16 protein-coding genes are annotated in these 14,143 nt (G+C 62.1%); 9 read left to right on the forward strand and 7 right to left on the reverse strand.

The genetic code is table 11. The features are described 5' to 3' along the window. Positions 1 to 25: 25 nt before the first annotated feature. Both AB7813_RS20150 and hslV read right to left on the reverse strand, forming a co-directional pair. Positions 26 to 637 (reverse strand): DUF2585 domain-containing protein, encoded by a 612-nt coding sequence (locus AB7813_RS20150; protein ID WP_439065426.1) that lies wholly within the window; start codon positions 635 to 637, stop codon positions 26 to 28. Then, positions 634 to 1,206 (reverse strand): ATP-dependent protease subunit HslV, encoded by a 573-nt coding sequence (gene hslV / locus AB7813_RS20155; RefSeq protein ID WP_068730238.1) that lies wholly within the window; start codon positions 1,204 to 1,206, stop codon positions 634 to 636. The genes AB7813_RS20150 and hslV overlap by 4 nt, the downstream gene beginning before the upstream one ends. Before the next feature lie 201 nt (positions 1,207 to 1,407). On the opposite strand from hslV, the gene hisB reads away from it, so the two are divergent. The 7 genes from hisB to coaA are packed head-to-tail and all read left to right on the forward strand — an operon-like array spanning position 1,408 to position 6,061. Then, the gene (gene hisB, locus AB7813_RS20160) at positions 1,408 to 2,001 is read left to right on the forward strand and encodes an imidazoleglycerol-phosphate dehydratase HisB (RefSeq protein WP_439065427.1); all 594 of its coding nucleotides are present in this window, start codon (positions 1,408 to 1,410) and stop codon (positions 1,999 to 2,001) included. A gap of 31 nt (positions 2,002 to 2,032) precedes the next feature. After that, complete coding sequence (locus AB7813_RS20165; RefSeq protein WP_089263100.1) at positions 2,033 to 2,563, forward strand: DUF2628 domain-containing protein; 531 nt, start codon at positions 2,033 to 2,035, stop codon at positions 2,561 to 2,563. Continuing rightward, a complete protein-coding gene (gene hisH / locus AB7813_RS20170) occupies positions 2,560 to 3,210 on the forward strand; it encodes an imidazole glycerol phosphate synthase subunit HisH (protein ID WP_439065428.1) in 651 nt (216 codons plus the stop codon). The genes AB7813_RS20165 and hisH overlap by 4 nt, the downstream gene beginning before the upstream one ends. Then, on the forward strand, positions 3,207 to 3,938 hold the full coding sequence (gene hisA / locus AB7813_RS20175; protein WP_439065429.1) for a 1-(5-phosphoribosyl)-5-[(5-phosphoribosylamino)methylideneamino]imidazole-4-carboxamide isomerase: 732 nt from the start codon (positions 3,207 to 3,209) through the stop codon (positions 3,936 to 3,938). Before hisH ends, hisA begins: the two co-directional genes overlap by 4 nt. A 10-nt stretch (positions 3,939 to 3,948) precedes the next feature. After that, complete coding sequence (gene hisF / locus AB7813_RS20180) at positions 3,949 to 4,710, forward strand: imidazole glycerol phosphate synthase subunit HisF (RefSeq protein ID WP_439065430.1); 762 nt, start codon at positions 3,949 to 3,951, stop codon at positions 4,708 to 4,710. A gap of 48 nt (positions 4,711 to 4,758) precedes the next feature. Further along, a complete protein-coding gene (locus AB7813_RS20185) occupies positions 4,759 to 5,079 on the forward strand; it encodes a phosphoribosyl-ATP diphosphatase (protein ID WP_089263096.1) in 321 nt (106 codons plus the stop codon). Between the two features lie 28 nt (positions 5,080 to 5,107). Beyond that, positions 5,108 to 6,061: a type I pantothenate kinase gene (gene coaA / locus AB7813_RS20190; RefSeq protein ID WP_309941501.1), complete on the forward strand. Its 954-nt coding sequence runs from the start codon at positions 5,108 to 5,110 to the stop codon at positions 6,059 to 6,061. Positions 6,062 to 6,065: 4 nt separating this feature from the next. Here coaA and AB7813_RS20195 read toward each other — a convergent pair whose 3' ends face one another. The 4 genes from AB7813_RS20195 to AB7813_RS20210 all read right to left on the reverse strand — a co-directional run bounded on the left by AB7813_RS20195 (position 6,066) and on the right by AB7813_RS20210 (position 11,692). Next, positions 6,066 to 7,016, reverse strand: coding sequence for a GNAT family N-acetyltransferase (locus AB7813_RS20195; RefSeq protein WP_439065938.1), 951 nt, complete (start codon positions 7,014 to 7,016; stop codon positions 6,066 to 6,068). A gap of 138 nt (positions 7,017 to 7,154) precedes the next feature. Next, positions 7,155 to 9,401 (reverse strand): ATP-binding protein, encoded by a 2,247-nt coding sequence (locus AB7813_RS20200; RefSeq protein ID WP_439065431.1) that lies wholly within the window; start codon positions 9,399 to 9,401, stop codon positions 7,155 to 7,157. A gap of 174 nt (positions 9,402 to 9,575) precedes the next feature. Then, on the reverse strand, positions 9,576 to 10,046 hold the full coding sequence (locus AB7813_RS20205; RefSeq protein WP_439065432.1) for a hypothetical protein: 471 nt from the start codon (positions 10,044 to 10,046) through the stop codon (positions 9,576 to 9,578). Positions 10,047 to 10,153: 107 nt separating this feature from the next. Beyond that, positions 10,154 to 11,692: a YifB family Mg chelatase-like AAA ATPase gene (locus AB7813_RS20210; protein ID WP_439065433.1), complete on the reverse strand. Its 1,539-nt coding sequence runs from the start codon at positions 11,690 to 11,692 to the stop codon at positions 10,154 to 10,156. A 182-nt stretch (positions 11,693 to 11,874) separates the two neighbouring features. Here AB7813_RS20210 and AB7813_RS20215 point away from each other — a divergent pair, with 182 nt between their 5' ends. Further along, complete coding sequence (locus AB7813_RS20215; protein WP_439065434.1) at positions 11,875 to 12,909, forward strand: diguanylate cyclase domain-containing protein; 1,035 nt, start codon at positions 11,875 to 11,877, stop codon at positions 12,907 to 12,909. A gap of 72 nt (positions 12,910 to 12,981) precedes the next feature. Here the strand turns inward: AB7813_RS20215 and AB7813_RS20220 are convergent, their stop codons facing one another. Further along, positions 12,982 to 13,962 (reverse strand): MBL fold metallo-hydrolase, encoded by a 981-nt coding sequence (locus tag AB7813_RS20220; protein ID WP_439065435.1) that lies wholly within the window; start codon positions 13,960 to 13,962, stop codon positions 12,982 to 12,984. On the opposite strand from AB7813_RS20220, the gene AB7813_RS20225 reads away from it, so the two are divergent. Further along, positions 13,961 to 14,143 carry a hypothetical protein gene (locus tag AB7813_RS20225; protein WP_141137046.1) on the forward strand — a complete coding sequence of 61 codons (183 nt, stop codon included), beginning with the start codon at positions 13,961 to 13,963 and terminating at the stop codon, positions 14,141 to 14,143. The genes AB7813_RS20220 and AB7813_RS20225 overlap by 2 nt on opposite strands.

Consider the following 14,143-nt stretch of genomic DNA (forward strand, 5'->3'; position numbering starts at 1 on the left):
TGAGAAGGGCGTGGGGACAAGCGGATCAGATAATGGGTGGCCCGGCCTGCCAGGTTCGGATCGCTTCGAATGGATGAATCAGCATGATCACGTTCAAAGTGAGATTGTCGCGAATGTGCAGGCCGACCAGAATCTCGAACAGAAGCGCGATCGCGACGGTCGCGGCGACCGGCAGCTTCCGCGCCAAGATGAAGCCCGTGATCATCGACAGTGTGTCAGCCAGCGAATTGACGATGCTGTCGCCGAAATAATCCAGCGACATCGTTCCGGCGCGATAGCGCTCGATGATCCAGCTCGAATTTTCCAGCAGCTCCCAGCCGCCTTCAATGAGCATGGCGACGATCAGCCGCGCGATCCAGGACAGTCGTGGAAACAGCAGCCAGGTGGCGGCGTAAAACAGGAAGCCATGGATGATGTGGGAGAAGGTGTACCAGTCGGTGAGGTGCTGTGAATTCTCCGAACTCAGCACCACGCCATGCCAGAGCTTCACATAGCCGCACGCGCAGATCGGCAACCGGCCCATCGCATAGAGAAGTGTCGCCTGCAGGGCGAGCAGGCCGAGTGCGATGACGACGCCCTGCTTGACCGAGAGGTCGCTGCCGGACGACGCGCGGGTATTGTGACCCGCGACGGTCATGCCTCCAGCATTTCCAGCGTCACGTTCCGGTTGGTGTAGACGCAGATATCGGCGGCGATATCCAGTGATTTGCGCACGATGGTCTCGGCATCCTGGTCGGTGTCGACCAGCGCCCGCGCTGCCGCCAGCGCGTAATTGCCGCCAGAGCCGATGGCCATCACGCCGGCTTCCGGCTCCAGCACGTCGCCGGTGCCGGTCAGCACCAGCGAGACGTCCTTGTCCGCGACGATCATCATGGCTTCCAGCCGGCGCAGATACCGGTCGGTGCGCCAGTCCTTGGCGAGTTCGACGGCCGCCCGGGTCAATTGGCCGGGATACTGCTCCAGTTTGGCTTCGAGACGCTCGAACAGCGTGAAGGCGTCCGCCGTGGCGCCGGCAAAGCCGCCGATCACGTCGCCCTTGCCCAGTTTACGGACCTTTTTGGCGTTGGATTTGATGACCGTCTGGCCGATCGAGACCTGGCCGTCGCCGCCGATCACGACTTTACCGCCCTTGCGGACGGTCAGGATGGTGGTGCCGTGCCAGACCGGAGACGATCCGTCATGGGAGGCCGAATAGGATGCGTTCATGGAAACCCTCTTGAGCGCCTGATCTAGGCACGGATACCGGCCGTTGCAAATCCGGCGACGAAGCATAGGCCAGCGGCCGATGCGCGCGGATTCCGGTCACCATAGGGGCAAAGATCGGTCCGGAATCGGCTCTCCCGCGGTAGCGAAGGTGTCATCTCCCTGTTAAAAGGGCGCGTTTTCAGCAGGCGGAGAGGCGTTTTCATGCGCACGGCGACGATCAGGCGCAAGACCAAGGAAACCGATATCGAGGTCTCCGTGAACCTCGACGGTACCGGCGTATCCAAATCGACCACCGGAATCGGCTTCTTCGACCATATGCTCGATCTGCTCGCCCGCCATTCCCGCATCGACGTCACTGTGAAGGCGGTCGGCGACCTCCATGTCGATTTCCATCATACGGTGGAGGATGTCGGCATCGCGCTTGGCCAGGCGGTCAAGCAGGCACTTGGCGACATGGCCGGGATCACGCGCTATGCCTCGGTCTATATGCCGATGGACGAGACCCTGACCCGGGTGGCGCTGGATATTTCCGGCCGGCCGGTGCTGGTGTTCAAATCGACTTTCCCGACCCACAAGATCGGCGAATTCGACACCGAACTGGTGCGCGAGTGGTTCAACGCCTTTGCCGGCAATGCGGGCGTGACTTTGCACGTCGAAACCCTATATGGCGAGAACAGCCATCACATTGCCGAATCCTGCTTCAAGGGTCTGGCGCGGGCACTGCGGACGGGTGTTGCGATCGATCCGCGCAATGCCGGCGAAGTGCCATCCACCAAGGGTCAGCTCGGCGGCTGATCGGCCTCTATGGTTTCGGGCGGAGTTTGCCATGCCGGTCTACACAGTTCATGCGCCTCGCGGTGCCGGCCCTGAGCCGTTTGCGGCAACGGACAAGTTCGAGTTCGTGCGCGATGGATTCCATTTCTGGGCGTTCGTCGCCGGCCTCATCTGGCTGATCTATCATCGGCTGTGGTGGGCACTGCTCGGCTATGTCGTGCTGTCGATCGCCGGCGAAGTCGCGCTGTCGATGTTGAAGGTCGATCTCGGCGCCCGTTTCGTCGTGATGCTGCTGTTCGCGCTGCTGATGGGCTTCGAGGCCGCCAGCCTGCGCCGCTGGACGCTGTCGCGCGGCAAGTGGCGTCAGCTTGATGTGGTCGTCGCCGATAACAAGGATGCCGCCGAGCGTCGCTTCTTCGATCGCTGGACCGCGCAGCACAACGCAGTCAACGATCAGTGGGCGAGCGATCGCGGCGGTCCGCCGCCGACCCGTCACGTTCCCAGCCAGTCTTTCTCACGTCCGCCGTCTCCGGCGCAAAACGACATCATCGGGTTATTCCCGCAACCGGGAGTGACACGGTGAGCGTTGCCATTATCGATTACGGCTCCGGCAACCTGCACTCCGCAGCGAAAGCGTTCGAGCGCGCCGCGCGCAGCATGGATGTGCCGGAGAAAATCATCGTCACGCGCGATCCCGAAGCGGTGTTCCGCGCCGATCGCATCGTGCTGCCCGGCGTCGGCGCCTTTGCGGATTGCCGCAAGGGACTGGATTCGCTGGACGGCATGGTCGAGGCGATGACCGAAGCGGTGCGCGACAAGGCTCGACCTTTTTTCGGCATCTGCGTCGGCATGCAGCTGATGGCGACCAAGGGCAAGGAGCACGTCACGACCGACGGGCTGGGTTGGATCGCCGGCGATGTCGAGAAGATCCAGCCGCGCGAAGAGAATCTGAAGATCCCGCATATGGGCTGGAATACGCTCGATATGGTGCGTGAGCACGCCGTGCTGGAGCGCCTGCCGCTCGGCCCGAAGGGTCGACACGCCTATTTCGTGCACTCCTATCACCTGAACGCGGTCAACGAGGCCGATGTGCTGGCACGCGCCGACTACGGCGGTCCTATCACTGCCATCGTCGGCAAGGACACCGCGATCGGTACGCAATTTCATCCCGAAAAGAGCCAGCGTTTCGGGCTGGCTCTGATTTCGAACTTTCTGAAGTGGAAGCCGTGATTCTCTTTCCCGCCATCGATCTGAAAAACGGCCAGTGCGTTCGCCTTGAGCAGGGCGACATGGCGCGCGCCACTGTGTTCAACCTCGATCCCGCAGCACAGGCGCGCGACTTCGAGACCCAAGGCTTCGAATATCTTCATGTCGTCGATCTCGATGGCGCCTTTGCCGGCAAGCCGGTGAATGCGCAGGCTGTGGAGTCGATGCTGAAGGTCATCAAGATGCCGGTGCAGCTCGGCGGCGGCATTCGCGATCTCAAGACGGTGGAAGCCTGGCTTTCCAAAGGTATCACCCGCGTCATCATCGGCACGGCTGCGGTGCGCGATCCCGCGCTCGTGAAGGAAGCCGCGAAGAAATTCCCTGGCAAGGTGGCCGTCGGCCTCGATGCCCGCGACGGCAAGGTTGCCGTCGAAGGCTGGGCTGAGACCTCGACCGTCACTGCGCTGGAAATCGCGCTGCGTTTTGAAGATGCTGGCGTCGCCGCCATCATCTTCACCGATATCGCGCGCGACGGTCTGCTCAAGGGTATCAATTGGGATGCGACGATTGCGCTGGCAGATTCGATTTCAATTCCGGTGATCGCCTCGGGCGGTCTCGCCTCCATCGATGATATCAAGGCCATGCTTGAGCCACGTGCTGCGAAGCTCGAAGGCGCGATCTCCGGCCGTGCGCTGTATGACGGGCGGATTGATCCGGCCGAGGCGCTGAAACTCATCAAGCAGGCGGCATAAGGACCGAGCCATGTTCAAAGTCCGCGTCATCCCCTGCCTCGACGTCAAGGATGGACGCGTGGTGAAGGGCATCAACTTCGTCGACCTGCGCGATGCCGGCGATCCCGTCGAGGCTGCGATCGCTTATGATGCGGCTGGCGCCGATGAACTCACTTTCCTCGACATTAACGCCACCCACGAAAACCGCGGTACCATGATGGATGTGGTGCGTCGCACCGCTGAAGCCTGCTTCATGCCGCTCACGGTCGGCGGTGGGGTGCGTACGGTGGACGATATCAAGACGCTGCTGCGCGCCGGTGCCGACAAGGTCTCGATCAATTCGGCCGCGGTGGCCAATCGCCAGTTCGTCAAGGAAGCCGCCGAGAAGTTCGGCGATCAGTGCATCGTGGTGGCGATCGACGCCAAACGGTCCGGCTCGCGCTGGGAGATCTTTACCCATGGCGGCCGCAAGTCGACTGGCATCGATGCGATCGAGTTTGCCCAGGAAGTCGTGTCATTGGGCGCGGGTGAAATCCTGCTCACCTCGATGGATCGCGACGGCACCCGCTCCGGCTTCGATATCGAACTGACCCGGGCCATCGCCGACAGCGTCGGCGTACCGGTGATCGCTTCGGGCGGCGTCGGCAATCTCGATCATCTGGTCGAAGGTATCAGGAGCGGCCACGCCACCGCGGTGCTGGCGGCCTCGATTTTTCACTTCGGGGAATTTACCATTCGCGAGGCCAAGGAGCATATGGTCCGGGCCGGACTGCCGATGCGGCTCGACCCCTAGGTCAATCTCTGGCAGGAGTCTGCGCTGCCCAGCCAACAAGGCGCCGAAATGGCTTTTACGCTTCACGATCTCGCCGACACCATCGACGCCCGCGCGGCGGCGGGTGGCGACGCGTCTTATACCCGCAAGCTGCTCGACAAGGGCGCGGAGCATTGCGCCAAGAAATTCGGCGAGGAAGCGGTCGAAACCGTGATCGCGGCGGTCGAGAACGATCGCACCAATCTGATCAATGAAAGTGCCGACCTGCTGTTTCATCTGCTGGTGCTGCTGAAAGCGCGCGGCGTAACGATTCAGGAGGTCGAGGCGGCGCTCGGTCAGCGCACGTCCCAATCCGGACTGCAAGAGAAAGCGTCGCGCAAGAGCGAGTAACAGCGTCGATCACAACGGGGACCGCTTCATGGATATGCGGGCAGACCAACAATACAATCCCTATCGGAATTTCTCGCGCGAGCAGTGGGCCAAGCTGCGCGACGATACGCCGATGACGCTGGAGGCCGGCGAGATCGCCGCCCTGCGTTCGATGTATGATCGCCTCGACCTGCGCGAGGTCGAAGAGATTTACCTGCCGCTGTCCCGCCTGCTCTCGATCTATGTCACGGCGACGCAACGTCTGTATTACGCGCAGCGCAGGTTCCTCGGCATCGAGGATCGCAAGATGCCCTATATCATCGGCGTCGCCGGGTCGGTGGCGGTCGGCAAGTCGACTACCGCCCGCGTGCTGCAGGCACTGCTCGCAAGATGGTCGCCGCGGCCCAAGGTCGATCTCGTCACCACCGACGGCTTTCTCTATCCGAACGCGGTGCTCGAGCGCGAAGGCATCATGCAGAAGAAGGGCTTCCCCGAAAGCTACGATCTGCCGACGCTGCTACAGTTTCTCAGTGACATCAAAGCCGGCCGCAATGCCGTCCGCGCGCCTGTGTATTCGCATCTCACTTACGACGTGGTCCCAAACAAGTGGGTCGAGGTCGATCAGCCCGACATCCTGATCGTCGAAGGCGTCAACGTGCTACAGACCGGGCGTCTGCCGCGCGACGGCAAGGCCGTGCCTGTAGTCTCCGACTTCTTCGACTTCTCCGTCTATATCGATGCCGACGAACCGGTGCTGCGCGACTGGTACGTGCGCCGCTTCCTGGCGCTGCGCGACACCGCATTCCACGATCCGCGATCCTACTTCAATCGCTACGCATTGCTGTCGGATGAAGAAGCGACGGCGACGGCGCTGGCGATCTGGGAGCGCACCAACCTCGCCAATCTCGAAGACAACATCCTGCCAACGCGACCGCGTGCGACGCTTATCCTCAAAAAGGGCGCGGATCACGTGGTGGAAAACGTCGCGCTGCGCCGCCTCTAAGCGATTACGCCGCGTGGCGTGAGGCGTCCGTGCTGAAATGCTCGATATAGCGTGCGCCGATCGACGTCACCGGCATCACGATCAGGACGTCGGTGGTGCCGAACTGATGATCGATCACGGCGCCGTCGCCGATCATGGCGCCGATCCGTAGATAGCCTTTGATCAGTGGCGGTAGCGCACGAAGCGCCGCCTTGGTGTCGATGGCATCCGCGGCCATCCGGTTCATCTCGACATAGCGCGACGGATGCGCGCGGGCGCGCCAGGCCTCGGGGGCACGCGCATTGTGGTGCAGGAACGACAGCGGCAGCGCGAGGCGATCCGGATCGGTGCCTTCAAAGCTGGCGCAGCCGATCATGACGTCGAACTTGTTCTGCCGCACGTAGCTCCAGATGCCCTGCCACAGCAATTCGACGGTGCGCTTGTTGCGGTAGCGCGGCAGCACGCAGGAGCGACCGAGTTCGAGAAACCGCAGACCGGCATGGCGCTCGATCATCCCCGACAGATCGAATTCGCTATCGGTATAGAAGCCGCCATTCTGCATGGCAGCCTCATGGCGTAGCAGGCGATAGGTGCCGACCACCGGCTGCTTGCCGGACAGTGTGGGCTTGGCATCGTGATCGACGACGAGAAGGTGATCGCAGATCTTGTCGAATGCATCCTTGTCGCGGCGTGCCAGCATAGTGGCGGCGTCGGCGATCGCGGTGCCGTTCTTGTAGAATACCTTGTAGCGCAGACGCTGCGCGCGCTTCACGTCGCGCTTGTCCTGCGCGAGGCGAACTTCGAGCGGACCCATCCGGCCCAGCGAACTCGTGGCGACGGGAATACCGTTGGCCGGATCGAGATGCAGCGGCGGCTTGAACCAGGTGATCGCCGTCTGCGCGGCGGCGCTCATGTTCTGGGGCCGCAACATCTGCATGAAACCCTGCTTCGGTCGCACCAGTTCGTTGCCGTGCATGGCCATCCCCAACTCAATCGCCTTGTGCCGCAGGCATCACGCGAATCATCGATGCGGCTTATCCGCACCAGACATCACGGGCGCTCAACAGCCGTGTGACGGGCGTGTTGCGGGGGTGTGACAGCGAAGGTGGAGCTGCTAGGCGGCGACGTGCCGAGTCTTGGCGAGTCCCTTGAGGGCTTCGGCGAGCTTGTCGCGGTCCAGCGGCTTCATTAGGAAGCCGTCCATGCCGGCCTCGAAACAGGCATAGCGATCTTCGACCAGTGCGTTCGCTGTGAGGGCCAGGATCGGCGTCCGCCTGACGCGTTGACCGGCCTCGCGCGCGCGAATGCGTTTGGTGGTCTCGATGCCGTCGAGCTTCGGCATCTGGATATCCATCAGGACGAGATCATAGGGCGTGCCTGCGGAGTCGGAGGCGAGCCAGGATTCCAGTGCCTCTTCGCCATTGGTGGTCACGACGGGCTTGTGGCCCAGCCGCGTCAGCAACGAGCGCATCAGTAGCGCGTTGATCTCGTTGTCTTCGGCGACTAGGATCGAGAGGCTGGGTGCCATCGCCGCCGTCGGTTCCGATGTGGCCGGATCACGATCCAACGGATCATCGGCGGCGATTGTCGGTGAGTCCGTCTGCAATGTCAGACGCGCGGCGAGCGAGGTCGCACGCAGTGGCTTCACCAGATAGCCGGTGAACGCACTCGGTGTTGTAGGCTGCAGCTCATGACGCATCGCCGGCGTGAACAGTACGATCCGTCGCAGCGCGTGCGGAATTGCAGCGTTCGCAAGCTGCTCGGCAGCGTCAGCACCAAGAGCGCGATCGATCATGACGGCATGCCACGACCGTTCGGGTAGCAGGGCTTGCGCGACGGCAATATCGGACACGGTGCAAGTCTGTGCCCCCCAGCGCCCGAGCCGCAGGGCCGTCAGTGAGGCTTCGATGGTCTGCGGCGCCACCAGCATCACCGAAAGGCCGGTAAGATCGGGTGCCATGAAAGTCGCGGTGCCGCTGTCAGATACGGCGAGCGGGATCGATACTTCGAATGTCGAGCCGGCACCGAGCGTGCTCTGTAGCGTGATGCGGCCGTTCATGCGCTTGACGATACGCTCGCTGATGCTGAGGCCAAGACCCGTTCCGCCATAGTGGCGCGCGGTACCCTCGTCTGCCTGTTCGAATTCGCGGAAGATGCGCTGCTGCGCATCCGGCGCGATGCCGATGCCGGTGTCGCGCACCAGGAAAGAGATTTCGTTCGGCCAGATGCCGGGCTCAACGATCAGCGCCACGCCGCCGGTCGCCGTGAACTTGATGGCATTGCCGGCGAGATTGAGCAGCACCTGGCGCAGGCGCGCCGCATCGCCCATCACTGTTAGCGGCAGTCGCTCGTCGACATAGGCCGCGATTTCGAGATTGCGGGCCTGCGCACGCGGCGCCAGCAATTCGGTGATGTCCTCGATCAATCCGGCTAGTGCAAAGGGGCGATGTTCCAGATCGATCTTGCCGGCCTCAATCTTGGAGTAATCCAGCAGCTCCTCGATCAGCGACAGGAGCGCCTCGCCGGAGGTCTTCACGGCCTTGGCGTAAGTGGTCTGTTCGGGTGTCAGCGGCGTATCGAGCAGCAAGCCGCTCATGCCGAGAATGCCGTTCAGCGGCGTGCGGATTTCATGCGACGCCATCGCGAGGAACCGCGATTTGGCGCGGTTGGCGGCATTGGCATGGTCGCGCGCTTCACCGAGGGCGCGCTCGGTCTGGGTGCGGTCGGTGACATCGCGGCCGACGCATTGCAACTCGGCGGGCTGGCCCGCATCGATCCGCACCAGACCTTCGCGCCAGGCGATCCAGCGCGGACCGGTCGCCGTGGCGATCTTCTGATCGTGCATGCTGGTGCCGTTGGGCTCGTTGGCGATATCGCCCTGCTCCAGCAGCGTGAGTTCGAAACGGCTGCCGATCAATGCTTCGCGTGATTGTTCCGCCAGCGCACAATAGGCATCGTTGACGAAGGTGATGCAGCCTTCGCTGTTGCGGATTACGATCAGGTCGCCTTGCGCTTCGAACAGGCTGCGCGCGCGCTCTTCGGCTTCCTTCAATTCCCAGTTCCGGTCGACCAAGGCTTCATTATGCGCAGCCAGTTTGCGCATCCGTTTGCCCATGAAGCGCATGCGGATGCTCATGGTGGCCAGGGCGACGCAGGCCAGCGCGAACAGGAAGCTGGCGCCGATCGCAAAAGCGTGCGGGTCGTAACCTGAGTCTTTCGAGGTCGAACCTGAGATGAAACCATAGGCGCCACCGAAGGCAGCCGAGAACATCACGAAGGAGCGGATGACAAAAGCAAGCCACGGAAAACGGCGCGCGAAGCGGCGGAAGTAGACCTTGATCCGGAAGACACCTTTCGCCACAGATCAGCACTCCGGCTTGTCACATCATGGCTCGCGATTGCACGCGAATACAGGCCGCGATCAGGCGATCGCAGATATCAGAAACAATGCGGGTATGTTGTTGCCAAGTGCTTGCGCGGTGGCAGTTTTGAATTTGCCCGCGCAGACATGGTTGATGAAGCGTTAATGCGCGGCCTAGAGGCTGGCCGCTGCCATCCGCGCCGGGCTGCGGCTGTGGGCACTGACGATCAGCGCAGCGGCATCACGCGCCGTGAAGCTGCGAGACTTCACGAAGATCCGGTGGTCGGCGTCACCTTCCTCCGACAGATAGATGACGGGTTCCGAACTCGCGGATGTGTCGGCAATGCGGATGAAGCGCGTCGCAGCAGTGACGGGACAAGCATCCGGTTCCGCGGCATCGACATCATCAAGTACGACGAAGTCGGCGGTGTCAGCACTATCGACGATTTGCACACGGACGGTCGCCTGAAAGGGATCGCTGGTGAAGCTGACATGCGATTGCGCCTGCCAGGGCATGGTGGCGATCTGGACGCTGGTCTCACCGGTGGAGATGCAGGGATGCGTGCCGGCTACGAGATCGCCGCGGGCGAGAAAGGCTGCCAGCGCCAGGGGAATCGTCGAGGCTAAAATCTTGAAACGCAGCATGACACGGTACTCGCCCTGGCCCCGTAACGCGGGGTTATGGTGAGCAGAGCGTAAACAAAACTCGTTACTATCGCGTTGACGTCCACATCAGGGGCGTTGCCGGAAATTCACGCCGCGCGGCGAACGTCCTCCGCCAGCGCGCGATAAGACAACGCCTCGGCCAGATGCAGCCGCCCGATTTTCTCGGCGCCGTCGAGATCCGCCAGCGTCCGCGCCACGCGCAGTACGCGGTGATAACCGCGCGCGGTCAGTCGCATCGTTTCGGCGGCATCGCGCAACAATATCAGCCCCTGCGCATCCGGCTGCGCAACCGTTTCCAACACAGAGGCGGGCGCGGAGGCATTGGTATGTGTGCCCGGCAATCCCGCCGCCGCATAGCGCATGGTCTGCAGATCGCGCGCGGCGGCGACACGCGCCGCGACTTCGGCGGAACCTTCCGACGGTGGCGGCAGAATGAGATCCGCCGCGGTCACCGCCGGGACTTCGATGCGCAGATCGATGCGATCCATCAAGGGGCCCGAGATGCGCGCCTGATAATCCGAGGTGCAGCGATCGATGCGGCCACGCTTGCAGGAGAAGCCCGGCTCGAAAGCGTGACCGCAGCGGCATGGATTCATCGCAGCAACAAGCATGAATCGCGCGGGATAGGTGACGCGGTGATTGGCGCGCGAGACCGCCACCTCGCCATTCTCAAGCGGCGCGCGCAGCGAATCCAGCACGCGCGGATCGAACTCCGGCAGTTCGTCGAGAAACAGCACGCCTTGATGCGCCAGCGAAATCTCGCCCGGCCGCGCGCGCAACCCGCCGCCGGTGAGTGCGGCCATGCTGGCGGAATGATGCGGTGCGCGGAACGGCCGGCGTGAGGTGAGCGCACCGTCCTTGATCTCGCCGGCCACCGACGCGATCATTGAGACTTCGAGGAGTTCCGCCGGCGATAGCGGCGGCAGGATCGATGGCAGCCGTGCCGCCAGCATGGATTTGCCGGAACCTGGCGATCCCGCCATCAATAGATGGTGGCCGCCGGCGGCAGCGATCTCCAGCGCGCGTTTGGCGCTTTCCTGTCCCTTGATGTCGCGCAGATCCACCAGTGTTTCCTCACGCGCATGTATCTTCGGCTGCGGCCGCGACAGAACCTGCGTGCCCTTGAAGTGATTGGCGATCTGGATCAGCGACGTCGCGGCAATGATCTGAATATCGGGACTGGCCCAGGCCGCCTCTGCCCCGCAAGCCGCCGGACAGATCAATCCCTCGTCGCGCGCATTGGCGCCGATGGCAGCCGGCAGCACGCCGGCGACCGGAGCGAGCGAGCCATCGAGACCGAGTTCGCCGAGCACGGTGAAGCCCGTCAATGCATCCGGCGGAATCGCGCCGATCGCGGCCATCAATCCCAGCGCGATCGGCAGATCGTAATGGCTGCCTTCCTTGGGTAAGTCAGCGGGCGCGAGATTGACGATGATCCGCCGTGCCGGCAGCGCCAGACCCGAGGCGACCAGCGCGGCACGGACCCGTTCGCGCGCTTCGGACACCGCCTTGTCGGGCAGGCCGACGATCAGGAAATTCGGCAGGCCGGGCACGACCTGAACCTGCACGTCGACCGCGCGGGCCTCGATCCCCTCAAAGGCTACGGTGGAAACCCGTTGAACCATGCCGCCCTCATTCGAGATGAGAGCGTAACCTAAGGTTGCTTCTACTTCAAGAACAATCAGTGAACGAAATGTAGCGGTAAAGTATGCCGGTTTTGGCTGAAGTAGGCCATTGGCGTAGAAAATCTTAAACACGTCATGCAAAGCATCCTATGAGCTTCGAGACGAAGACTGGGTGCCCGCAGATGTCAGATCGCTTGTCGATGCCGCCAGACGCTCCGGATGACGCCGACCTGATCGCTGCGCTGAAGGCGCAGATCGAAGTCCAGCAGGCCATCATCGATCAACAGGCTGCTTCGCTGGCGCATAGCCGGAAGATATTCGATCGCTCCTCGGCGGCAGCGCGAATCGGCGTCTGGGAATGCGACCTCTCCGATGAATCGCTGGTCTGGACCGATGTTGTCTATGACATCTTCGATCTACCGCGTGGCTCGACGCCGATTCGCGAGGAGGCGCTCGCCTGTTATCCCGAAGAATCCGTCAGGGAACTGACGAAGCGGCGCAGCAAGGCCATCGAGGATCGCACGGGCTTCAGTCTCGATGCGGAGATCATCACCTTCAAGGGCAACCGGCGCTGGATCAGGATCACGGCCACTGTCGAGTCGGTCGACGGCGTTGCCGTCCGCATCTTCGGCATGAAGCAAGACATCACCGAAGAGAAAATTCTGGCGGATCGCAATCGCTATCTTGCCGAATTCGATACGCTGACCGGCCTCGCCAATCGCAGCCAGTTTCAAACCAAGCTGTCGCTGTTCGATGCGGCGTCGGCCATCAAGGTGAAGCCGTTCGGCGCGCTGCTGTTGATCGATCTCGATGAATTCAAGCCGGTCAATGACTGTTTCGGCCACGCAGCGGGCGATGCCTGCCTGACCGTCGTTGCAAATCGAATTCGCAACATCTGTGCCGGTGCGGAACTGGTCGCACGACTCGGCGGTGACGAATTCGCGGTTCTGCTGGGGCCTCACGCGGAATTCGAGGAAGCCTCGGAGACGGCGCGTGCGATCGTCACGCAGTTGGGACTGCCGATTGATCATCGCGGACAACAGTTACGGGTTGGCGCATCGGTCGGCATCGCGCTGGCCGATAACTGCACGTCATCGCAATTGGCAGCCATGGCCGATTCGGCGCTCTATGCGGCGAAGGATGCCGGACGTGGCACGTTCCGGATCTACAAACGCGGCGCGGAGAGACGTCCGAGGGACGCCTCATCCGCGGCGTGAGGATAAATTGATGCGGAATTCCTGCGGCGGTCACTGTCTCAAGATCGCCGCAGGAAAGTCGCAGGATTTCCGCTAGAGATTCATCACCATCGGCTCGGCGATATAGCGGAAGCCGTCGCCCGATTTGACCACATGGCCATAACCCGGCCAGGCAAAGTGATAGGACATCACGGCGGTCTTGTTGGCTGCGAGCATGTCGAGCATCTTCACCCGCGTCGCTGCCGCCATCTTCGGATCGGAGTCATAGGCGAACTCCATGCGCGGCTTCTCCAGCAACAGCACCTGATGATGGGTGAGGTCGCCGAGGAACGCGAAGGACTTTCCGTCCGATTGGATCATGAACATGTGGTGGCCGAACGTATGGCCCGGCGCATGCATGGCGGTAACGCCGGGCAGGAACTCCTGGCCGTCCTTGAAGAACACCAGGCGATCCTTCACCGGCAGCAGGTTCTTGCGCGCATGGACGATGAAGTCCTTGAGCGGCGAACCGAGCTTGCCTTCGTCGGTCCAGAACTTGAAGTCTTCCTCGCTGAGATAGATCTGCGCGTTGGGAAATAGCGCCTTGTCATTGGCATCGACGATGCCGCCGATATGATCGATATGGGCGTGCGAGCACACCACGGCATCGATATCGCCGGGCTTGATACCGGCTTCGGCCATACTTTTCTGCAGGCGACCCGTGGTGTTGCCGAACAGTTGCGACGTGCCCATGCCGGTGTCGAACAGGATCAGTCTGTCGCCCATGTTGATGATCGGCGCGTTCTGTTCGAGCACGACATTGCTGCTGCTGAGGAAATTATCCGTCAGCATCTTCTGCACGTCTTCCTTGGGTACGCCGACGAATGTGCCGGAGGGATCGCCGAGCGGCAAAGGTCCGTCGGAGACAACGGTGACTTCCGCGCTGCCTAACATGAAACGGTGGAAGTAGGGCGCCTGTGTGCCGAGCTTTGGTGCCTTGGCCGATGCGCTGCCGATGAGGCCGGGAGCGAGAAGATTTGCGCCCAAACCAGCGCCGAGCGAGAGCAGGGACCTTCGCGAAACTTCTGAAGTCATGCGTTTCTCCACTGATATGCTTTTGCTTGCCGCCACATGTAGCGGGCCGCTCGATTGGTCGAGCGTGCATCGGCATGCTGCGCTTGCCGTCCATGACTGGCAAGCAAAAGCAGCAGGCGGAGAATTGCGACAAATGGAATTCAAACTGCTGCGTCAAGTATTGACGCAGCGCAGCGAGTGA

This window comes from Tardiphaga sp. 20_F10_N6_6 (genome assembly GCF_052076045.1).
Taxonomy (GTDB): domain Bacteria; phylum Pseudomonadota; class Alphaproteobacteria; order Rhizobiales; family Xanthobacteraceae; genus Tardiphaga; species Tardiphaga robiniae.

Bases quoted from the DNA above. Each gene is read 5' to 3' on its own strand.
- AB7813_RS20150 (WP_439065426.1), bottom strand. From the start codon at position 637: ATGACCGTCGCGGGTCACAATACCCGCGCGTCGTCCGGCAGCGACCTC.
- hslV (WP_068730238.1), bottom strand. From the start codon at position 1,206: ATGAACGCATCCTATTCGGCCTCCCATGACGGATCGTCTCCGGTCTGG.
- hisB (WP_439065427.1), top strand. From the start codon at position 1,408: ATGCGCACGGCGACGATCAGGCGCAAGACCAAGGAAACCGATATCGAG.
- AB7813_RS20165 (WP_089263100.1), top strand. From the start codon at position 2,033: ATGCCGGTCTACACAGTTCATGCGCCTCGCGGTGCCGGCCCTGAGCCG.
- hisF (WP_439065430.1), top strand. From the start codon at position 3,949: ATGTTCAAAGTCCGCGTCATCCCCTGCCTCGACGTCAAGGATGGACGC.
- AB7813_RS20185 (WP_089263096.1), top strand. From the start codon at position 4,759: ATGGCTTTTACGCTTCACGATCTCGCCGACACCATCGACGCCCGCGCG.
- coaA (WP_309941501.1), top strand. From the start codon at position 5,108: ATGGATATGCGGGCAGACCAACAATACAATCCCTATCGGAATTTCTCG.
- AB7813_RS20195 (WP_439065938.1), bottom strand. From the start codon at position 7,016: ATGCACGGCAACGAACTGGTGCGACCGAAGCAGGGTTTCATGCAGATG.
- AB7813_RS20205 (WP_439065432.1), bottom strand. From the start codon at position 10,046: ATGCTGCGTTTCAAGATTTTAGCCTCGACGATTCCCCTGGCGCTGGCA.
- AB7813_RS20210 (WP_439065433.1), bottom strand. From the start codon at position 11,692: ATGGTTCAACGGGTTTCCACCGTAGCCTTTGAGGGGATCGAGGCCCGC.
- AB7813_RS20215 (WP_439065434.1), top strand. From the start codon at position 11,875: ATGTCAGATCGCTTGTCGATGCCGCCAGACGCTCCGGATGACGCCGAC.
- AB7813_RS20225 (WP_141137046.1), top strand. From the start codon at position 13,961: ATGCGTTTCTCCACTGATATGCTTTTGCTTGCCGCCACATGTAGCGGG.
- AB7813_RS20220 (WP_439065435.1), bottom strand. From the start codon at position 13,962: ATGACTTCAGAAGTTTCGCGAAGGTCCCTGCTCTCGCTCGGCGCTGGT.